Source organism: Amycolatopsis bullii (assembly GCF_014654205.1).
Lineage (GTDB): Bacteria > Actinomycetota > Actinomycetes > Mycobacteriales > Pseudonocardiaceae > Amycolatopsis > Amycolatopsis plumensis.
Map to the genome: position 1 here is coordinate 43,904 of NZ_BNAW01000013.1, position 18,866 is coordinate 62,769.

The window sequence follows — 18,866 nt, forward strand, 5'->3', positions numbered from 1 at the left end:
GTGCCCGGGGCGGAACCGGCGAAGGGACGTCAGCTGCCGTCCTGCACTCCAGCTTCAGTTCCGGTGGCCGGCCATCCCGTGGGCGATCGTGAGCCCGATGAGTCCGAGGAGGCCGAGGCTTCCGAAGAGAACGACGGCGGCGGCGCCGTTCATCGGGATGTCGTAGGTTCCGCTGCGTGCGTGGCAGGTCACGGAGATGGCCGAGCGGAAGGTGACTTCGGCCCAGCCGGCACCGGCTGAGCCGAGACCGCGGGTGCAGGCGCGGGCGGCTTCGACGAAGTTGAGGACCGCGCCGGTGACGACCGCGACGAGCATGGCGGCCGTCCACACCACTCCGGCCACCCGGAGCGCCCGGCTCCGATCCACCCGCGGCCGGCGCGGGCGCGAGCCGGGTGCGGCGCTGTCGGAGTCGACGGTGTACTCGCGGGGTTCGTCGTTCATCGGCTCATCCCAGGGGATTGAAGCCGCCGAAGAACTCGTCGTCGTCCTCCGGCCCGCGGCGTCGGCGGTCCCGCTCGGTTTGCTGTTCGGTGGCGGTGCGTTCGACGCGTGCCTTCAACGCGGGTGCGTTTTCCAGTTCTGTGGCGAGCTCGGCGACGTCGAAGTCGAGCAGGGTGGCGGCTTTCCGTGCTGCTGTGGCCGCGGTGGCGATCTCCTCGGTCAGCCATTGTTCGCCGCCTTCGTGGAGCACGCCCGGCGCGAGGTGCACGCGTTTGAACCGGCCGAGCATGTCGACCGAGACGGTGACGCCGCCACCGCGGGACGTTCCCTTGAATTCGCTAAACAACGCCAGTTCCGGGTTTTCTTTGATCTTGCCCAGCCGGCTCTTCATCTGCTCGGCGGTCTGCGCCGGGTCGACTCCGGGTTCAGGCACGGCCATCCTCCTCGATGTCGCGTCCGCGTGCGGTGATCACGGCTTGCCGGCGTTGGCCGAGTTCATCGTCTGGTCCGCCTGCGCGGAGGCGGTCTCGAGCGCTTCGATCTTGGCTTGTTCGTTGCTGTGGATGGTCCACCAGATCGAGACCGCGCCGACGATGATGCTGATGATCCCGATGATCAGCCCGACGATCGCGCCGACGCCGGTGACGCCGACGATGATGGCGGCGATCACGCCGATGATCGACAGGATGAGGCCGATGATCGCGAGGATGTCGGCGAAGCTGCTGCCGAAGATCTGGTCCCACGCGTCGGCGATCTTGACCAGGGCCTGGCCGACGTCCTGCGCGGGACGTTCCATGTCCAGGAGCGCTTTCTTCGTCTGGTTCACCCGGTGCACGTAGGCGTTGTTGGCGTCACCGGTCCACGCCGCGGTCTGTTCGGCGGCCTTGGACAAGCCGCCGATACCGGCGTTGATCGAGGTGCCGACCAGGTCGGCGCCGTCCTCACCGCCCACGCCCCAGACATCCTTGCCGACCGAGCGCAGCCGGTCGGTGTCGATGTCGCGGACCAGCCGCAAGGTGTGTTCGAGTGAGGGCAGCGACTGCCCGTGGTCCCGGGCGAACGCGTCGATCTTGCGTGCGTCCGCGAGGACGGAGTCGTCGATCAGCTCTTTCAAGGCCATTTCGAGCTCCCCTCTCGTTCCGAAGCGGCGGAAAACGTGGCGGACCGGCCTACTTCGGTTCGTGCTCCTTCATCCACTTCTCGACCTCGTCCTCGGTGGCCTGGTACTTCTCACCTGCCTTGGCGACGCCTTCGGCCGTGCCGATGATGGTGACGTGCGCGCGCGCGAGGAACCGGTCCATCGCGTTCACGACGCCGGGGTACTTCGTGTTGCAGAATTCGGTGAGCTTGAGGACCTTTTCTTCGACGGTGTCCTCGACGTTGCCGTACGAGGCGACTTCTTCCACCGTCAGGAACCCTTCCAGGGTCGCCTTCTGCCGGAAGTCGGTCATGTCCAGGCTGTCGCTGGCGGCTTCGAGAAGTTTCTTCAGCCGGGGAATTTCGTCCGGATCGAGCCCATAACCGCCGCCCATTGCCGTCCCCTCCCGCGTGCCGGTCGCCACTACGACGCGATGCCGTGCGGCACGGTTCCCTCGATCGCACCATGCCACAATCCAGCCCGATGCGAAAGTCGACGTTGTTCGCCATTCGCTGCGGTAAATGCGCGTGGATGTTTTACCTCGCAGCGCTGCGCCGGGCGACGGCGCCGGTGGCCGAAGTCGACGTGACGTGGGCCCTGTTCACGGTGTTGTTCACTGACGGGCAGCGGGCGAGCCTGCCGGCGTTGCGGGAGGGCCGGCGGCTGTCGGGGCGGGCGCTGGGGCTGGTGCTCGGCATCGCCGTTCCGGCGCTCGTCACCGTGGCCTGGCCTGGCCTGGCCTGGCCGTAGCGGCCCCGCTTCAGCTCCGGTGCGCGGAACGCGAACAAGGCGTTGAGGCCGAAGACCACCAGCCCGGCACCGTCACCTGCCCGTTCGCGTTGACGGCCTTCGTGTCCGCGTGCACCTGGGAGTACGCAATGATCTGCGCCGCCACCATCGCGAACCGGACCGGGTACGCGCACAGCACGGCCAGCAGCAGGGACGCCGACGTCCGGCGACTGCAGTACATGCAGCGGCTGATCGACCGCGGGGATGCGGGCCAGCTGAGCCCGCTGCCGACCTCCCGCGGCGGCGCCCAACCCGTCCTCGACACCCTCGCCGCGTACTTCGCCGCGGGGGAGAACACGACCGAGACCGCCCGGAAGCTGTTCCTGAGCGTCCGGGCGGTCACCTACCGGCTCGACCGCGCCAAGCGTCTGACCGGCTACGACCCGCGGGATCCGGCGCACCGGTTCACCCTGGAAGCCGCGGTCCTCGGCGCGCGCCTCCTCGGCTGGCCGGCGCGCCCCTTGCAGTCGGCCGGCGCGCGCCGAATCGCAAGGTATTCGTCAGGTTCGGCGCCCCGGATCTCCGGCATGCTGTGGACGGCCCGCCGGCATGAACGGCGGGCGACGCTCCGCGACGACCGGGTGCGAGCGGGGAAGCAACGGCCCGCACGCGGTCGCCGGCGCATGGGCTCGTACGACGGCGGCGCACAGTGCCGTGCACGTCGTCGTACGGCACAGCTTTCGCAGCAGAAGAGAGGAAGCAGGTGCTGCAGCGCGGACCTCGGTCCTGGGAGGTCGGCTTGGCCGGTTACCTGCGTGCGGTCTCCGCGGCCGTCGGCGTGCTCCCGGGTGGTGTCGGCCGGGACTTCGACCCGCCCGCCGCCTACTTGGCGCTGGACCGTCGCTGTGCTCTGGCCCCGGAACGTGACCTCGTGCTCGTCTGGTCGGCGGAGTCCGGCTGGGAACTGGTGCTCGAACACGCCGAGCTGGGACCGGGAGAGGTGCTGGGCCGGTTCGGGGACCCACTCGTCCCCGAACCCGCTGAGGTGGCGCGCTTCGTCGACGAGGTCGCGGCGGGGCGGCGGCAAGGTGGGCGACCGGCATGTGGTGCCGTATCCGACCTCGCCGACCTGCTGCAGCGTTACACGGTCCTGGCCTTGCCGCCGCGACCGTGACGATGATCAAGCAGCGTGTGCTACGCCGAAACGTCATCCGACGCGGCTCGGGAGCGCCGCCGCGCGCGTCGCCGGGCCAGCAAGCTGCCGGCGACGACGAGGACGACCAAACCGGCCACCAGTGGCGCCGGTCCGATGTGGTCGATCCCTTCGGCGAGCCACCCTTGCAGCTTGCCCGCGCCGTCCGTGATCGGATCCTCCGCCGAGCCGGTGCCGTGGAACAGGCGCAACTCGTAGATCCCGTAGTAGCCGATGTAGAGCCCGGCCAGTACGAGAATCGCTCCACCGATGCGGTGGACGTACGGCAGTACCCGCCGGACTCCGGTCATCACCGCGCTGCTCGCCAGGGCGACCGACACCGCCAGCACGCCGACCACGAGCGTCATTCCCAGCCCGTACACCAAGTACGCGGCGACGCCGGTCAGTACCGAGCCGCTGCGGAACGTCGCGCTCGTCACGGCCAGGAACGGCCCGATCGTGCAGGACAGCGACACGACCGCGTACGCGGTGCCGTAGCCGAACATCGAACTCAGCCGCGCGGTCGGCGCGCCCGTGCGGGGTTGCGGGATCAGCAGCGTGATCTCCTTGCCCGCCACCATCCACGCGCCGAGCCCCGCCATGACGGCACCGACCACGACCGTCACGGCCGGCAGGTACTCCTGCACCGACGAGCCGAGCGGCGCCACGACCAGCCCGAAAGCGCCGAACACCACGAGGAAGCCCAGCGCCATCAGACCGGTGACGGCCAGCGCCCGCCACACCGCGGCCATCGTGGCCCGTTGCTCGCCCGCGACCACCAACGTCAGGTACGCGGGCAGCATCGCGAAGCCGCACGGGTTGACCGCGGCGACCATTCCGGCCGCCAGCGCGAAGCCGAGCGCGTCCAGGTCCAGCACGCCCGTCACGCCTTGCTCAGCGTGCCGACCCGCTCGGCCAGCGCCGGCTCCGACAACTGCTCCTTGACCACGTCGACGGTCCCGTCCGGCTTGATGAACGCGTAGGCCGGCTGGTACGTCACGCCGAACCGGGTCCAGATCGAGGCGTCGACGTCGGCCAGGTGGACGAACCCGCCCAGTGCGTGGTCGGCGACGAACTCCTTCATCGCGGGCAGTTCGTCCTGAGCCGCGACACCCACGAACGTGACCCGGCCCGCGGCGGCGCGCGCCGAGGCCGCGACCCGTGGCGCCTCCGCACGGCACTTCGGGCACCACGGCGCCCAGAACCACAGCACGGCAGCCTTTCCGGCCAGGCTTTCGCCCGCGAAGCGCCCGCCGTCCACCGTCTGGGCGGTGAACTTCAGCTGTTCCGGCACCGCAGCGGCCGTCGGCGGGGTAGTAGCGGCCACAGACGTCGACGTGCTGGTGGCCGTGGGTGAGGCGCCCGCTCCCGCGGGCGAATCCGTCGCTGCGCCGCACGCTGCGAGCGGAGCTGCCAGGACCAGGGCGAGAAGGCCGGCTGCGGTCCGACAACGGTACATCGGTTGCTTCCTTTCCACGGTGGACGCCGATCGTGGCACACGTCCCCTGCGGAAGAGGATGTTTCGGACATTACGGAGTTGTGACGGGCTGCGTCGCCGCCTTCGGTCACGCCGCGGTGGGCTCGTCGACGGGATCGATGTCCTTGTGGCCGTGGTGAGGGATCACCCGCTAAGCGTTGCAAAACGCAATAGTGTCCTCAGCTGACAGTGTGACTGTCAGGCGTGTCCCGCTTCCGGTCAGGCAGCCGATCGGCAGGTGGCTGCGGGAGAGCCGCTCCGGTGCGTGCGGGGTGCTGTTCACCCGGGTGGGCTGCCTTCGATGACCGCCTCGTCGATGCGGCCACCGAACCGCTACCGGAACTTCTTGCCGCGGAGACGGCACTGGACCGCGCCGCGTACGCGCCGGCGGTATCCGGGCACGGGGTTCTGCCGGTCGACGCGCGGCCTGGACGCCCGGCTCGTCGCCGTCGGCCGGCTGTGGTGATCTCCCGGTGTCAGGTCCACACGGCCTCGGGAGCGACGGCGGATGCGGGTGGCTCGCCGCCGGCTTCGGCGAAGGCGGTGAGGACGTCGACCAGGCCGCTGCGGGCGTCGTCGGGCATCCGGGCGACGATCTTCGCGATCTCCTTGCGCCGCCGGGCGGTGACCTGGCGGACCACCTTCGCGCCTTCGCGGGTCAAGGCGAGCACGATCTCGCGGCGGGAGACCGGGCTGTGCTGCCGGTCGACCATGCCGACGGTGACGAGCCGGTCGACCATCCGGCTCGCGGTCGACGGCGTGACCTGCAGGTGCTCGGCCAGGTCGGCGTGCTTGAGCGGGCCCCGGGTGTGCAGCACCACCAGCAGCCGGAACTGCGGCAGCGTGATCAGGTCGCCGGCCGCGGCGATCGACCGGGCCGAGACGGCCACCAGCAACCGGGACGCGGTCAGCACGGCGTCGGTCACGGCGTCGACGTCCGTCGTGTCGAGGGCGGGAGTGCTCCGAGGCATGTCTCCCAGTGTGCCGCACCGCCAGCAAGGGACGGTGTGCGGAATCATTCAATTGGTGGGGAAAGACTTCGGCGGATCGGTGAACCGGTTGCGGCCGAGCCAGCCGATCGTCTTCCGGACGGCCTCGCGAGTGCCGTCGAACCTGATGGCCCGATCGGCGAGTGCTTCTTGCCACGTCCGGTGCCCCAGCCACACGCCCGCGAGAGCGGAGACCGTGCAGTCGATGCGGGCCACGGTCGGCAGCCGGGGGTCGTTCTCGGTCGAAGAAGCTCCTGCGGGCGAGAGGACCAGCCACCACCAGCGCGGCGGGGGCACCTCGCTGAACCGCAGGTGCAGCGCGATGCGTTCGCGGGGGAGCCGGGCCGCGTCGATGCCCCGGCAGATGTCCAGGAGGAGCAGGCGCGGTTCCAGGTTCCCGCTGCGCGGTGGTGGCATCCAGCGGCGGCCCCAGTACCCGAGGTGCTCGACCACCGGGGCGAGGTCGCGGCCGGCGGGGGTCAGTGCGTAGCGGACTTCGCCGGTGGCCGGCAGCCGGGTCACCACCCCGGCGTCGGCGAGCTGCTTGAGACGCCGCGCCAGCAACGCGGTGGACATGCCGGGCACGCCTTCGGCGATCTCGCCGGTGCGGCTGCTGCCGTGCAGGAGTTCACGGACGATGAGGAGTGTCCACGATGGATCGAGCACCTCGGCTGCGGTGGCCACCGGGCAGTGCTGTCGATAGGCGGTCACGAACGCTCGAGGGTGCGCAGGACGCGGAACCGGGCCAGCCGGTGCAGCATCTCGCCCATGGCTTCGGGCACGATCTGGCCTTCGAGATCACTGCGGGCCGACCGGACGATCGCGGTGATGTCGGCCGCCGGCAGCAAGGAAGCGAACTCGCCGGTGAGCCAGCTGTCGACCTCGGCGGTGATGTCGTCGGCCTGGGAGGTTTCGACGGTCATGTCCTCATTGTGCGGGCGCCGGCGTGGGCTGCACCTGACGACTGGCTGACGATTCGGGCGGGCACGGCGACGGCGGGGCGGGCCTGCTCGTCACCGTCGGGGTCGCCGTGAGCACCGGGGTGGTGATCGGCTCCGGCTCGTCTTCCGTGGTGACACCACAGCTCGTGACGCACAGCAGGGTCAGCAGCGCGAGGGCGGGTTTCACGTCGTGGCCTCCGGGAGTTCGACGACGAAGCGGGCGCCGCCGCCGGGCCGGTCCTCGACCCAGACGTGGCCGTCGTGGCGGTGGACGTGGTCGGCGACGATGGCCAGGCCGAGACCGCTGCCGGTGTCCTGGTCGCGGCGGGCGGCGTGCAGGCCGCGGGCGAAGCGTTCGAAGATGCGTTCGCGCAGTGCGGGCGGGACGCCGCTGCCGGCGTCGTCGACTTCGATGCGGGCGCGGTCGCCGCGTCGGCGGACGGTGACCGCGACCGCGCCGCCGCCGTAGTGGTCGGCGTTGTCGAGCAGGTTGGCCACCACGCGATCGATCCGGCGGCGATCCGCCGAGACGAGAGGCGGGTCGGCGTCGATCTCGAGCCGGACGTCGGACGGCGGGCGGCTGTCGACGACGTTGCGGACGAGCTCGCCGAGGTCGACCAGTTCGACGGCGCCGCCGGCCTCGTCCTGGTCGGCGCGCGAGATCTCCAGCAGGTCGACCACCATCCGCTGGAACCGCCGCAGTTCCGAGCGCAGCAGCCGCAGTGCTCGCTGCGCCGGTTCCGGCATGGCGTCCTGCCGACGTCCGAGCACTTCGCTGACGTTCACCATCGTCGTCAACGGTGAGCGCAGTTCGTGGCTGACGTCGGAGGCGAACCGCGCGTCCCGGCGGACGCGTTGCTCGAGCTGCCCGGCGGTCGTGTTGAAGCTCGCGGCCAGCGGGGCCAGGTCGGGGTCGGCCTGATCGGGGAGGCGGGCCGAGAGGTCGCCCCGCGCGACGCGTGACGCCGCTGCGTTGAGCGCGGTGAGCGGGCGGAGCGCCCGGCGGGCGGCCCAAGCGCCGAGGCCGACGCCGAAGAGCGCGGCGACGACGGTACCGGTGATGAGCAGCGTGCTGAGGTAGCGGAACGCGCGGTCCAGTTCCACGAGCGGATAGAGTTCCACGTAGATGCTGCCGTCGCGGCCGACCGGCGTCGCGACGCCGAGCACGGGGATCCCGTCGGCGTTGAACCGCTGTCGCGCCGCCACGCCGTGGTGGGCCCGGTCGACCAGGGCGTCGGGCACGGCCGCGGGATCGATCGCGCGGCCGCTCGTGAGCCATCCGGACGGCCGGGACAGCAGGACCGACGAATCCGGGCCGGTGGCCAGTCCGGTGAGCAGCTCTTCGAGGCCCTCCGAGTCATCGGCCAGTGCGGCGTCGACGAGGCGGACGTTGACCTCGGACTGGCGGGTGACGCTCTGCTCGCGCTGGTCGAGCATGTAGCCGGTGGTGAGGTTCCAGGTGGCCACCGCGAGCACGGTCATCACCAGTGCCAGGCCGATTCCGAACGCGGCGGCGACGCGCCAGCGCAGGGACAGCCGGCGGATCACGGCTCGGGGGCGATGCGGTAGCCGCTGCCGCGGACGGTGAGCACCAGGCTGGGGGAGTCGGGGTCGGGTTCGACCTTGCGGCGCAGCCGTCTGATGTGGACGTCGAGCAACCGGGTGTCGCCGAAGTAGTCGTGGCCCCACACGCGCTGCAGCAGCTGCTCGCGGGTGACGACCTTGCCTTCGGCCGCGGCGAGTTCGGTCAGCAGGCGGAACTCGGTGCGCGTGAGGTGCACGGGGACGCCGTCGCGGTGGACGGCTTCCTCGTCGGGCCGGATCTCGAGCCCGCCGAGGCTGAAGCCGGCCGGACGTGCCGGCGCGGCCCGGCGCAGGAGGGCACGAATCCGGGCCGCGAGCTCGCCCGCCACCAGTGGTTTGGTGACGTAGTCGTCGGCGCCGGCCTCGAGCCCCGCGATCACGTCCTGGGTGTCGGTGCGGGCGGTGATCACGATGATCGGCAGGTCGCCGCGCTCGCGCACGGACCGGCAGACGGTGAGCCCGTCGATGCCCGGCAGCATCAGGTCGAGCAGCACCACGTCGACAGCGGTGGAGTCCAGCAGATCAAGGCCGTCCTCGCCGGTGGCGGCCGCGAGGACGTCGAAGTCCTCGTCGGCCAGCGCGAGGCTCAGCGCTTCGCTGATCATGGCGTCGTCCTCGACGAGCAGAACACGCGTGGGCACCTGCAGAACTCTAGCAGTAACAAACTGTTGCGCTGACGAACTGTTGTGCCGGCGTGAGGTCACTGGACAGGGCGATCGTAAGGCAGTCGTCAGTTGAAACCTCCGCTTCCCGTGTCAGGGTGGAACCCCAACGAGGAAGAAGGACGGTGAGCACGACATGAGAACCGACTTCGCGGTGAAGGAGACCTCCGGAACCTGGGTGCTCCCGGAAGTCAGGCGGTTGCGCCTGGACGCGGAACGGGTCCGGGAAGTCGCGGGGGCGCACCGCAACCTGGCGGCCGAGCTGGAGACCGGCACCGAACCCGACGGCCGGAACCGGGGCAAGGCGCAACGCGTGCTCGCGGAAGTCGCCTCGTGCCACGCGATGGCGTATCAGGAACTCGCCGCGGCCGCCGAAGCCCGTGGCGAAGCACGGCGACACCCGCGTCACACTCCACAGTGGACACGGTTGGTGGAGGAGTCGTTCGCGGCGATCCGCCGAGCGGAAGCCCACCACGAACGCGCTGCGGCCCAGTCGGCGAGCGCGGCCGGCGACGAGGCGGCAGCCCGCCGGCACTCGGCAGCCGCGGAACACGCGGACCGGCGTGCCTCGGCACCGATGCAGCCGCGCGCCTGACCGCAGGATGCGGCGTTCCCCGAGTCCGTGCAGTCCTGGGGGACAGCTGTGCCCGGATACCGGTGTGGCGACTGGTCGTCACTCCGCCATCCAGGTGATCAACCACCGATCAACAGAACTCAACATTCTGTCCGTTGAACTATGCGTAAGACTGTTGACTTCGCTTGGTGGATAGGTAACGTTCTGCGCGTCGAAGAACGGGGTGGTTCACGATGTCGCAGCAGCCGTCCGAGTACCGGCGCGCCCTCAGCCGCCGCACCTTCCTGGGTGGCGGAGCCGCCTTGCTGAGCACGCTCGCCCTGCCGGCGACGCTCTCGTCGCTGGCCTGCCCGGCCGCGGCCGCCACCCGCGACTGGACCGCGCCGCCCAACGGGTTTCCCGAGTGGAACAACAACATCGGCATCTTCGACATCGGCAGCGAGCCACCGCACGCCACGCTCATGCCGTACGCCGACCTCGGGCAGGCGCTGGCCGGCGACCGGACCCGCTCGCCCTACCGGCAGAGCCTCGACGGCGATTGGAAGTTCCGGCACGCCGAGCGGCCCGACGCGCGGGACCCGGAGTTCTACCGCGAAAACGTCGACGACAGCTCCTGGGCCACCATCCCGGTTCCGTCGAACTGGCAGCTGCACGGCTACGACTTCCCGATCTACGTCAACATCACCTACCCCTGGTGGGGTGCCAACGGGCAGAACGAAAACGCGCAACCGCCGTTCGCGCCGACGAAGTTCAACCCCGTCGGCCAGTACCGGCGGACCTTCCAGGTCCCCGCCGGGTGGTCCGGCCGACGGACGTTCCTGCACTTCGAGGGCGTGAAGTCGGCGTTCTACGTGTGGGTCAACGGCACGCTGCTGGGCTACCGGGAGGACTCGCGGACGCCGGGGGAGTTCGACATCACCGACCACCTGCGGCCGGGGACCAACCAGCTCGCCGTGGAGGTCTACCGGTTCCCGGACGGCGACTGGCTGGAAGACCAGGACATGATCCGGCTGTCCGGCATCTTCCGGTCCGTTTACCTGTTCTCCACGCCGGCGGTGCACCTGCGCGACTTCCGGCTCGACCCGAAACTCCGCGACGGCTACACGAACGCCGACCTCGCCGTCACCGCGAGCGTCCGCACCTACGGGATCGCGGACAACCGCACCTACACCGTCGAAACCCAGCTGTACGACGCCGACCGCCGGCCCGTGTGGCCACAGCCGCTGCGGCAGCAGGTCGGGCTGGGCTCGGTACCGGCCGGGCAGGACGTCACCGTCCAGGCCGCGCAAAGCGTTCGCGCGCCGAAGCTCTGGTCGGCGGAACAGCCGAACCTCTACACCGCGGTGCTCGTCCTGCGCGATCCCGCCGGAAGGGCCATCGAGACGCTGTCCGCCCGGGTCGGGTTCCGGGAGTTCGCGCTCACCGGCGGGCTGATGCGGATCAACGGGCAGCCGGTCAGCCTGCGCGGCACGAACCGGCACGAGGCCCACCCGGCCCGCGGCGGCGCGCTCACCCGCGCCGACCTCGTCGAGGACATCCGGCTGATCAAGCGGCTCAACATCAACGCCGTCCGCACGTCCCACTACCCCAACGATCCCGTCTGGTACGACCTGGCCGACGAGTACGGGCTCTACCTCGTCGACGAGGCCAACCTGGAGACCCACGGCGTCCGGGATCGCTTCCCCGGCTCGAACCCGGACTGGACCGATGCCGTCCTCGCCCGGGCCAAGGCGATGGTGCACCGCGACAAGAACCACCCGAGCGTCGTCATCTGGTCGCTCGGCAACGAGGCGGGCTCGGGCGGCAACTTCACCGCGATGTACGACTGGATCCGGTCCTGCGACACGACCCGCGTGATCCAGTACGAGGGCGACGACCGGCCGGGCATCAGCGACATCCGTTCGCAGATGTACCCGACCCCGGCCGCGCTCGAGAAGCGGGCACTCGACACGGCCGACACCCGGCCCTACGTCATGATCGAGTACGCCCACTCGATGGGGAACTCCACCGGGAACTTCAAGGAGTTCTGGGACGTCATCCGCGCGCACCCGGTGCTGCAGGGCGGGTTCATCTGGGACTTCGTCGACCAGGGGCTGTACTGGCCCACACCGAAGCGCAAGCTGCTCACCGAGTCCGGTCCCGCCGCCCTCACCGCGGAACTCGCGCCGGCCGCGACGTTCGACGCCGGGCACGGCCTGGCCGGCGCCGCGGTCTTCCCGCCCGCGCGCAGCGTCGACCTGACCGGGTCGCTGACGCTCGAAGCGTGGGTCACCGCGGGCGCCGTCGGCGGCCACCAGCCGATCATCGCCAAGGGCGACCACCAGTACTCGCTCAAGCAGAGCGAAGGCAACCTCGAGTTCTTCGTGTACTCCGGCGGCTGGATTTCGGCCACCGCACCGCTGCCCGCGGACTGGGTGGGCCGGGAACACCACGTCGCCGGCGTCCTCGACCACGACGCGAAGACGCTGACGCTCCACATCGACGGCACAGCCGTGGCCCGGACGACCACCGACCGCGTCCCGGACAGCACCACCGCCCAGCTCGCGCTCGGCACCGACTACGAGAACCCCGAGCGGGTGTTCGGCGGCCACATCCGGGCCGCCCGGGTCTACGCGCGGGCACTCACCACGGACGAACTCGCCGCCGACCGGGCCCCGCAGGACCCGGCCGTCCGGTTCTGGTTCGACGCCGCCACCGCGGCTTACGCCGAAAAGCAGCCCGCCGAGCGGACCTACCTCTCCTACGGCGGCGACTGGGGCGACAACCCCAACGACGGCAACTTCTGCGCCAACGGCATCGTCACCGCCGACCGCCGGATCAGCGGGAAGGCCGTCGAGGTCAAGCACGTCTACCAGGCGATCAACGTCTCCGCCGGCGCCGGCCTGCCGACCGGGCAGGTGACGATCACCAACGAAAACCTCTTCACCAACGTCAATGCCCACGACGGCACCTGGGCGCTGGTGAACGACGGCAAGGTCGTCCAGCGCGGCCGGCTCACCGGCGCCCAGCTCGACGTCCCGCCGCGCTCGAGCCGGACGATCACCGTGCCGCTGCGCCGTCCGGTCCGGCCGGCGGGCGAGTACTTCCTCCAGTTCTCCTTCACCACCAGGAAACCCACGATCTGGGCCGAACCCGGGTTCGAGGTGGCGAAGCAGCAGTTGCCGGTGGACTTCGGCAGCCCCGCCGTGCCGCAGGTGCCGCTCGCCCGGGTACCGGCCGCCACCGTGCGCCAGACCGACCCGAGCGTCGAGATCACCGGCGCCGGGTTCAGCGTCTCGATCGCCAAGGACACCGGGCTCATCACGGCCTACGAAGCCCACGGCGTCCGGCTCGTCACCGCCGGGCCGATCCCGAACTTCTGGCGGGCGCCGACCGACAACGACATCGGCAACGGCCACCCGAACCGCGTCGCCACCTGGCGCTACGCCGGCGCCGACCGGCAGGTCACGGACGTCACCGTGACGCCCGGCCGGGCGGTGGTCGTGACGGTCCGCGGCACCCTGCCGACTTCGGTGCCCTCGGCGTACACCACCACGTACACGGTGTTCGGCCACGGCGAGATCAAGGTGGACCAGTCGGTGCACCCCGGCGCGTCCGGCCTGCCGTACCTGCCCGAAGTCGGCACGATCCTGTTCGTGCCGGGGGAATTCGACACGCTGGACTACTACGGCCGCGGGCCGGAGGAGAACCACTGGGACCGCAACACCGGGTCCGACGTGGGCGTGTACTCCTCGACGGTGGCGCGGCAGTGGACGGGCTACATCCGGCCGCAGGAGAACGGCAACAAGACCGACGTGCGGTGGATCGCGCTGACCAACAAGCGCGGGGTGGGGCTGCTCGCGAGCGGGGAGCCACTGCTGGAGGTCAACGCGTCGCACTTCACCCCGGAGGACCTCTCGAGCGGCGCACTGCACGACTACCAGCTGACGCCGCGCCCGGACGTCGTGCTCAGGCTGAACCACCGCCAGATGGGCGTCGGCGGCGACGACAGCTGGGGCGCGCAGACGCACGACGAGTACAAGCTGTTCGCGAACCGGGACTACCACTACACCTACCGGCTGCGCCCGCTCCTGCGGCGCGACCAGGCCATGGAGCTGTCCCGGATGCCGACCGCGTCATCGTGAGAAGCCCGGGTGCAGGGAGCTTTCGCTCCACCGCCTCAGCCTAAGACGAAGTAGCGCAGCCACAGGTACGGCGCGGCGATCAGCACCGTCAGCAGCGTGACCTGCGCGCCCTTGCGGGTGAACTCCCAGAACGAGATCGGGCTGCCCGCCCGGGCCGCCATGCCCAGCATCACCACGTTGGCGCTGGCGCCGATCGCGGTCATGTTGCCGCCGAAGTCCGCGCCCAGGGCCAGCGACCACCACAGGGCCTCCGAGTGCGCCGGATCCGGGATGTCCTGGGTCAGCGCCAGCACCAGCGGGCTCATCGTGGCCACGTACGGGATGTTGTCGATCACCCCGGACAGCAGCGCCGACACCCCGAGGATGAGCATCACCGCGACCAGCGCGTTCCCGCCCGTCGCCTGCGCGGCCAGCTCGGCCAGTCTGCCGATGACGCCGGTCTTGACCAGTGCGCCGATCATGACGAACAGCCCGGCGAAGAACAGCAGCGTCTCCCATTCGACGCCGGCCAGGTAGTCCCGCGGTTCCACCCGGGAGAGCAGCACCAGCACCCCGGCACCCAGCAGCGCGACGACCGACGGCTCGACGTGGATCAGCGAGTGGCCGACGAAGGCGGCGAACACCGCGAGCAGCACGACACCGCACTTGAGCAGCAGGCGGGGGTCGCGGATCGCTTCGCGTTCGTTGAGCCGCATGACCGACGCGGCGCGTGCCGGGTCGACGGCGAACGAGCCGCGGAACACCCAGCGCAGCGCGAGGGTGAACGCGACCAGCTCGATCGCGACGATCGGGGTCATGTTGAGCAGGAAGTCGTTGAACGACAGGCCCGCGCGGCTGCCGATGATGATGTTCGGCGGGTCACCGATCAGGGTGGCGGCGCCGCCGATGTTCGAGGCCAGCACTTCGGCGATGAGGAACGGCGTGGGCCAGATGTCGAGCCGGTCGCAGACCAGGAGGGTGACCGGCGCGATCAGCAGCACGGTCGTGACGTTGTCCAGGAACGCCGACGCGACCGCCGTGATGACGACCAGCAGGACCATGATCCGCAGCGGCGAGCCCTTGGCGCGCTTGGCCGCCCAGATGGCGACGTACTCGAACACGCCGGTGCGGCGCAGCACGCTGACGATGACCATCATCCCGAACAGCAGGAAGATGACGTCCCAGTCGATGCCGGTGTCGTGGGAGTAGAACGCGTCCGCCGAGTCGGTCACCCCGAACGCCAGCACGATCCCGGCGCCGGCGAGGGCGACGGCGGTCTTCGGCAGCTTCTCGGTGGCGATGAAGACGTAGGCGATGACGAACACCGCGATGGCGAGGACGGTGCTCATCGCACCGCCGTCGCGGTCAGCGGGGGGTGAGGGCCAGTTCCAGCAGCCGGGACGCGGAGATCACGCCGAGCAGCCGCTTGTCCTCCATGACGGCGACCAGCGGGCAGCGCAGGCGCGCCATGATGGCCGCGACCTCCACGATCGTGTCGTCGGCCTGCACCCGCGGCAGCTCCGAGGGCTTCTCGGGCAGCAGCGTGCGGACGGTCTTGCCGCTCAGCTTGTCCGCGACGCGGTCGGCCATGGACTCGTCCAGCACCCCGGCCAGGGACGGGTCGTCGCGTACGTAGCTGGGCACCAGGAACTGCACAACCTGCGACGCGGGCAGGATCGACTGCGGGCACCCCGCGGCGTCGGTCACGACGATGCCCGGCAGCCGGCGCTCGGCCAGCATCCGCGCCGCGTCCAGGGCATCGGAGTCCAGGTCGACGACCGGGTACTCCTCGGCCATCTCCACAGCATGCATCCGCCCAGCGTACGACCCTGCGGCGTGGTTCGTGGCGCACCAGCCGGTCCTCCTGTCGGTTTCTTGACGCCCGGTGGACAGGGTGTCCGGCGGTTCGAACCACTCCACGCGCCAAGATGCCGCAAAGATCCACGCGAAGCAAACCGCCGACCGCGTCATCGCACGAGCGAGCTCGACGACGTGCGGCACGGATCGCCGGACGGCCGGCGAGGTTGCCCGTTGATGGCCGTGCAGCGAGACCTCGGGCGAGACGCTGGAGAGCTCTGCCCAGAGCGTGCCGGCCGCACGTCTCGCGGCGGCCCCGGACGGCTCGGTTCCGCCCGGCCGGGCTGAAATGCCGGGCAATGCATCTGGGGCCACTACGTCGAGCAGCTGGGCGCGAATGCGGGTTTCGCGCTTGCGCGGTGTCACCGAGCGCTGTGCTGGACCGGAACGACACCCACGACCACAGCAAAAAGCGGGCCCCCCGCAGCTGTGAGCTGCGGAAACCCGCTGTCCGGTCGGGCTGACTGGATTTGAACCTGCGACCCCTTGACCCCCAGTATCTGGGGCCCGAACGCTGTGCTCACCGGTGTTTTTCCAGTTCAAGTAGGAGCATAGCATATCAGGTTTTGAAGTCTAGTTGAATGGCTGTTCTGACACCGCTCGACTCCGTTTAGTAAAGTGACTTTCGGCCGGTGGACGCTACTTCTGCTGCCGGAGCCGTGACTGGTGTCGACGGTTACGTTCATAAGCTGAGTGGGCGATGCGGCACAAGGTGCATCTACAGCGGTGCTTGCTGTACCGGGGATTGGTTCCGTGAGACGGCAGGATACGGACAGCATCAGTTCCCGCTATCTGCTCACGTTCGTCCGGGGATAGCCCTCCCCATAGTCCCCATGGATCGTGATGGGTCAGGGCTGACGCCAGGCGAGGTTCTCGGACTTCGCAGCCGGCGCAGACGGCGCGACAGCATGCAAGTTGCTCTGGATCGGGTGGAGTGCCAGTCGATGCCACTGGGCCTCGTTGTCGTCCATAGGGCGTGTCAGTTGTTGGTTCCCCTGCGGCGTGCACGGGAGCTGAGCAGCGCCAAGCGTTGAAAGTGCGCTCTCTTCGCGGCATCTGCGCGCTGCCTCCGGGTCACTTCATCTAGGACGCCGTCGGGGTCAACCAAGCGCTCGAATTTCGCCAGCGCGGCTCGGCGTGCTGGTGCCGTTCGCTCTGTCCGGTCTTCGGTGCGGGACCAGGATGTGTGTGCGGCGATACGTGCTCGAATGGATCGCTGGGCCGGGGTCAGCCCTTCGTCCTTAGACGACTGGTTTCCATTATTCGCTCCCGCTGATGTCGATCAACCCGGGGGGAGGACGCTCGTCGGCCCCTGAACGGAGTTTACGTTGCTTATCTACCGCCGCGAGGTCGGCGCGGTTACAAGGGACTCCCAAGTTCGGTAAATATTCGACTTCTATGCGCCTGGCAGCTTTCGGTGCCAATGCGGCATGGAATCGGTTGAATCTTTCATATTTGGTAGGGGCATGGAGACGGAGGGTCATGCTGGCGAGCTTGTCACTTTGTGGATCGCTCTTCGGCCGACGCTACCCGACCCCGGAGATGCCGCGGGTGCGTACCGGGACTTGCGCGACCTCGGGGCATGAGCGGGTAAGCCGGCGCTTCTCGCAGCAGCCACACCGGCCGCCTACCTGCTTGGGATTATGTCGCTGGGGGTCACGCGCTCGACACCACCCTAACGCCGATTCTTCGCCGCTCGGATCGATCGCTCGTTTCGCGGCTGGAACCTAGCTTCCGCGGTCGGCGTCGGGTGATGGACGCGCTCCGCGACGCAGCGGTGAACAAACTCTGCGCCCGATTCCTCGAAGACGAGGATTTCCGGGAAGCGGTGGTCCACCATGTCAGCGTTCTGAAGGGCGAGACGCAGCGCTACGGGGGCCGGCTGCCCCGGGTCCTGGGCAACGCGCGAGTAGACGAACTTCGGCGCGGCGCTACGGACGACTATCTGTCGCGATGGAATTTGCTGAGCACAATCGCGCGACTCGACGGCTACGTGGATTCAGTCAAGGAGGATTTGGACTACCTCGGGCCCCGTCTTCTCGGCAAGGAGGAGCAACTCTACGGCGAGTATGACCGGCTGAACGCCGAAGGCTCCTTCCGTGTAGGCATGTTCCTGCCGCTGGCCGCACTCGCGGTCGTTTTTAGCCTAAGATTGAGTCCTTGGTGGCTGGCCGGACTGGCCTTGCCGGTCACTCTGCTCTATCTCGGCTCGGGTTCATGGGCTGAGGCCGAAAAGAACCTGGCGGTCGCGCTGGCAGCGGAACGGGTCGACAGTCCAACGCTGGAACGGCTCCGGACGGCTCGCATCGAGTTCCTTCCGTACCACGAAGTGGTGCTAAACGTGCCTTGGTCGTACCACGTGTGGACTCGAGGGGCCGAGTACCTGACGGTGAAGCCAGAACGAATCGCCAAGGTTGCCCCGAGGTCGACCAGTTCAAAGTCAAGGTAAGTCAAGCGCCATGCTGCCTGTATGTCCAAGCGGTGACGGCAAATATGCTGATTGTCAAGGGAAGTCAGCCGTCACCTGGGAGAAGACCATGGCGCTGTTCGGCAGGAATCGATCCGACACTGAGAAAGATGCCGTTGCCCCCCCGCTGATCCCGCATAAGGAGCTGCCGCGGCCGGACGAGCCAGTCCCGTTCTTGAGGCCGGTGGCCGTCGAGGCATCCCCGGCTTTGTCTTCTTGTGTCGGAACACCGACGCCGGCGCCGAACCATGTGGCGTCGGCGTAGAAGAGTAGTGACGGCACGGCGAACGGCTGGTCGAGGTGGTAGGTGAAGACCTGGCCGAGCAGGAGATTGTTGTTGTCGTCGGTGATCTTGGCGAAGATGTGCCAGTAGTCGAGCAGCACGTGCATCTTCGGCGCACGCAACGCGGCCACAAGCGCCAGCGCGCCGGAACGGCGGCGAAGACCCACAGCGCGCGACGCCGAGCCGAGGCGCGGAAGGGCGCGGGCCTTCGTGGTCGTGCCCGGGATCGGGTGCGGTGACGTCCGGGGCGTCGAGCGCGATTTGAGGCATGGGTCTCGTGCCGAAAGGCTGCATGAGGTCCGGCGACGGCGGACCGGCAGTGATCGTAGCCGGTGAGCCCTCGTCGGCAGAGGGCGGTGACCAGGGCTAATACCGGATCAGTCACCGGCCGGCAACTGTGTGCTTCATCTCACTCGGCGGTGTAACGAC

21 protein-coding genes and 1 pseudogene are annotated in these 18,866 nt (G+C 69.2%); 6 read left to right on the plus strand and 16 right to left on the minus strand.

The window, feature by feature from the left end; translation table 11 throughout:
* Positions 1-54: 54 nt before the first annotated feature.
* From IE317_RS17285 to IE317_RS17300, 4 genes are all read right to left on the minus strand, one after another.
* Complete coding sequence (locus tag IE317_RS17285) at positions 55-441, minus strand: hypothetical protein (RefSeq protein ID WP_191311230.1); 387 nt, start codon at positions 439-441, stop codon at positions 55-57.
* Between the two features lie 4 nt (positions 442-445).
* Positions 446-832, minus strand: coding sequence for a YbaB/EbfC family nucleoid-associated protein (locus IE317_RS17290; protein ID WP_229902751.1), 387 nt, complete (start codon positions 830-832; stop codon positions 446-448).
* Between the two features lie 78 nt (positions 833-910).
* Positions 911-1,561: a hypothetical protein gene (locus tag IE317_RS17295; protein ID WP_191311234.1), complete on the minus strand. Its 651-nt coding sequence runs from the start codon at positions 1,559-1,561 to the stop codon at positions 911-913.
* Positions 1,562-1,610: 49 nt separating this feature from the next.
* Entirely contained in the window at positions 1,611-1,973 is a 363-nt protein-coding gene (locus IE317_RS17300; RefSeq protein WP_191311236.1) for a hypothetical protein, read from the minus strand.
* Positions 1,974-2,110: 137 nt separating this feature from the next.
* Here IE317_RS17300 and IE317_RS44585 point away from each other — a divergent pair, with 137 nt between their 5' ends.
* The 3 genes and pseudogenes from IE317_RS44585 (at position 2,111) to IE317_RS17315 (ending at position 3,482) form a co-directional block, all read left to right on the plus strand.
* The gene (locus IE317_RS44585) at positions 2,111-2,329 is read left to right on the plus strand and encodes a hypothetical protein (RefSeq protein WP_229902752.1); all 219 of its coding nucleotides are present in this window, start codon (positions 2,111-2,113) and stop codon (positions 2,327-2,329) included.
* Between the two features lie 218 nt (positions 2,330-2,547).
* Positions 2,548-2,733, plus strand: a pseudogene (locus IE317_RS44590) (helix-turn-helix domain-containing protein); the annotation flags it as partial.
* Between the two features lie 338 nt (positions 2,734-3,071).
* Positions 3,072-3,482: a DUF6292 family protein gene (locus IE317_RS17315; RefSeq protein WP_229902753.1), complete on the plus strand. Its 411-nt coding sequence runs from the start codon at positions 3,072-3,074 to the stop codon at positions 3,480-3,482.
* Between the two features lie 20 nt (positions 3,483-3,502).
* Here the strand turns inward: IE317_RS17315 and IE317_RS17320 are convergent, their stop codons facing one another.
* The 8 genes from IE317_RS17320 to IE317_RS17355 all read right to left on the minus strand — a co-directional run bounded on the left by IE317_RS17320 (position 3,503) and on the right by IE317_RS17355 (position 9,138).
* Positions 3,503-4,387, minus strand: coding sequence for a cytochrome c biogenesis CcdA family protein (locus tag IE317_RS17320; RefSeq protein WP_229902754.1), 885 nt, complete (start codon positions 4,385-4,387; stop codon positions 3,503-3,505).
* On the minus strand, positions 4,384-4,794 hold the full coding sequence (locus IE317_RS17325) for a redoxin domain-containing protein (protein WP_229902755.1): 411 nt from the start codon (positions 4,792-4,794) through the stop codon (positions 4,384-4,386). Before IE317_RS17325 ends, IE317_RS17320 begins: the two co-directional genes overlap by 4 nt.
* A gap of 659 nt (positions 4,795-5,453) precedes the next feature.
* Positions 5,454-5,948: a MarR family winged helix-turn-helix transcriptional regulator gene (locus tag IE317_RS17330; protein ID WP_191311242.1), complete on the minus strand. Its 495-nt coding sequence runs from the start codon at positions 5,946-5,948 to the stop codon at positions 5,454-5,456.
* 48 nt (positions 5,949-5,996) lie between these two features.
* Complete coding sequence (locus tag IE317_RS17335) at positions 5,997-6,677, minus strand: winged helix-turn-helix transcriptional regulator (RefSeq protein WP_191311244.1); 681 nt, start codon at positions 6,675-6,677, stop codon at positions 5,997-5,999.
* Positions 6,674-6,889, minus strand: coding sequence for a hypothetical protein (locus IE317_RS17340; protein ID WP_191311246.1), 216 nt, complete (start codon positions 6,887-6,889; stop codon positions 6,674-6,676). Before IE317_RS17340 ends, IE317_RS17335 begins: the two co-directional genes overlap by 4 nt.
* Positions 6,890-6,893: 4 nt before the next feature.
* Positions 6,894-7,094 (minus strand): hypothetical protein, encoded by a 201-nt coding sequence (locus tag IE317_RS17345; RefSeq protein WP_191311248.1) that lies wholly within the window; start codon positions 7,092-7,094, stop codon positions 6,894-6,896.
* Entirely contained in the window at positions 7,091-8,455 is a 1,365-nt protein-coding gene (locus IE317_RS17350) for a sensor histidine kinase (protein WP_191311250.1), read from the minus strand. Before IE317_RS17350 ends, IE317_RS17345 begins: the two co-directional genes overlap by 4 nt.
* Positions 8,452-9,138, minus strand: coding sequence for a response regulator transcription factor (locus tag IE317_RS17355; protein WP_308443399.1), 687 nt, complete (start codon positions 9,136-9,138; stop codon positions 8,452-8,454). Before IE317_RS17355 ends, IE317_RS17350 begins: the two co-directional genes overlap by 4 nt.
* Before the next feature lie 151 nt (positions 9,139-9,289).
* On the opposite strand from IE317_RS17355, the gene IE317_RS17360 reads away from it, so the two are divergent.
* Both IE317_RS17360 and IE317_RS17365 read left to right on the plus strand, forming a co-directional pair.
* The gene (locus tag IE317_RS17360) at positions 9,290-9,748 is read left to right on the plus strand and encodes a hypothetical protein (protein WP_191311254.1); all 459 of its coding nucleotides are present in this window, start codon (positions 9,290-9,292) and stop codon (positions 9,746-9,748) included.
* A 212-nt stretch (positions 9,749-9,960) separates the two neighbouring features.
* Positions 9,961-13,851, plus strand: a complete 3,891-nt coding sequence (locus IE317_RS17365; protein ID WP_191311256.1) for a glycoside hydrolase family 2 TIM barrel-domain containing protein — start codon at positions 9,961-9,963, stop codon at positions 13,849-13,851.
* Between the two features lie 35 nt (positions 13,852-13,886).
* On the opposite strand, the gene IE317_RS17370 is transcribed toward IE317_RS17365, so the two are convergent.
* The 3 genes from IE317_RS17370 to IE317_RS45470 all read right to left on the minus strand — a co-directional run bounded on the left by IE317_RS17370 (position 13,887) and on the right by IE317_RS45470 (position 16,743).
* Positions 13,887-15,179, minus strand: a complete 1,293-nt coding sequence (locus IE317_RS17370) for an SLC13 family permease (RefSeq protein WP_191311258.1) — start codon at positions 15,177-15,179, stop codon at positions 13,887-13,889.
* Between the two features lie 16 nt (positions 15,180-15,195).
* Complete coding sequence (locus IE317_RS17375) at positions 15,196-15,642, minus strand: CBS domain-containing protein (RefSeq protein WP_191311260.1); 447 nt, start codon at positions 15,640-15,642, stop codon at positions 15,196-15,198.
* A 684-nt stretch (positions 15,643-16,326) separates the two neighbouring features.
* Complete coding sequence (locus tag IE317_RS45470) at positions 16,327-16,743, minus strand: WhiB family transcriptional regulator (protein WP_373309063.1); 417 nt, start codon at positions 16,741-16,743, stop codon at positions 16,327-16,329.
* A 697-nt stretch (positions 16,744-17,440) separates the two neighbouring features.
* Here IE317_RS45470 and IE317_RS17385 point away from each other — a divergent pair.
* Positions 17,441-18,136 (plus strand): hypothetical protein, encoded by a 696-nt coding sequence (locus tag IE317_RS17385; RefSeq protein ID WP_191311264.1) that lies wholly within the window; start codon positions 17,441-17,443, stop codon positions 18,134-18,136.
* Between the two features lie 54 nt (positions 18,137-18,190).
* On the opposite strand, the gene IE317_RS44595 is transcribed toward IE317_RS17385, so the two are convergent.
* Positions 18,191-18,538 carry a hypothetical protein gene (locus IE317_RS44595; protein WP_229902756.1) on the minus strand — a complete coding sequence of 116 codons (348 nt, stop codon included), beginning with the start codon at positions 18,536-18,538 and terminating at the stop codon, positions 18,191-18,193.
* Positions 18,539-18,866: the final 328 nt, after the last annotated feature.

Excerpts from the sequence above, each read along its gene's own strand:
- IE317_RS17290 (WP_229902751.1), bottom strand. The coding sequence starts at position 832 with ATGAAGAGCCGGCTGGGCAAGATCAAAGAAAACCCGGAACTGGCGTTG.
- IE317_RS17295 (WP_191311234.1), bottom strand. The coding sequence starts at position 1,561 with ATGGCCTTGAAAGAGCTGATCGACGACTCCGTCCTCGCGGACGCACGC.
- IE317_RS17330 (WP_191311242.1), bottom strand. The coding sequence starts at position 5,948 with ATGCCTCGGAGCACTCCCGCCCTCGACACGACGGACGTCGACGCCGTG.
- IE317_RS17360 (WP_191311254.1), top strand. The coding sequence starts at position 9,290 with ATGAGAACCGACTTCGCGGTGAAGGAGACCTCCGGAACCTGGGTGCTC.
- IE317_RS17285 (WP_191311230.1), bottom strand. The coding sequence starts at position 441 with ATGAACGACGAACCCCGCGAGTACACCGTCGACTCCGACAGCGCCGCA.
- IE317_RS17300 (WP_191311236.1), bottom strand. The coding sequence starts at position 1,973 with ATGGGCGGCGGTTATGGGCTCGATCCGGACGAAATTCCCCGGCTGAAG.
- IE317_RS17375 (WP_191311260.1), bottom strand. The coding sequence starts at position 15,642 with ATGCATGCTGTGGAGATGGCCGAGGAGTACCCGGTCGTCGACCTGGAC.
- IE317_RS17340 (WP_191311246.1), bottom strand. The coding sequence starts at position 6,889 with ATGACCGTCGAAACCTCCCAGGCCGACGACATCACCGCCGAGGTCGAC.
- IE317_RS17385 (WP_191311264.1), top strand. The coding sequence starts at position 17,441 with ATGGACGCGCTCCGCGACGCAGCGGTGAACAAACTCTGCGCCCGATTC.
- IE317_RS17370 (WP_191311258.1), bottom strand. The coding sequence starts at position 15,179 with ATGAGCACCGTCCTCGCCATCGCGGTGTTCGTCATCGCCTACGTCTTC.
- IE317_RS44585 (WP_229902752.1), top strand. The coding sequence starts at position 2,111 with ATGTTTTACCTCGCAGCGCTGCGCCGGGCGACGGCGCCGGTGGCCGAA.
- IE317_RS17365 (WP_191311256.1), top strand. The coding sequence starts at position 9,961 with ATGTCGCAGCAGCCGTCCGAGTACCGGCGCGCCCTCAGCCGCCGCACC.
- IE317_RS45470 (WP_373309063.1), bottom strand. The coding sequence starts at position 16,743 with ATGCCGCGAAGAGAGCGCACTTTCAACGCTTGGCGCTGCTCAGCTCCC.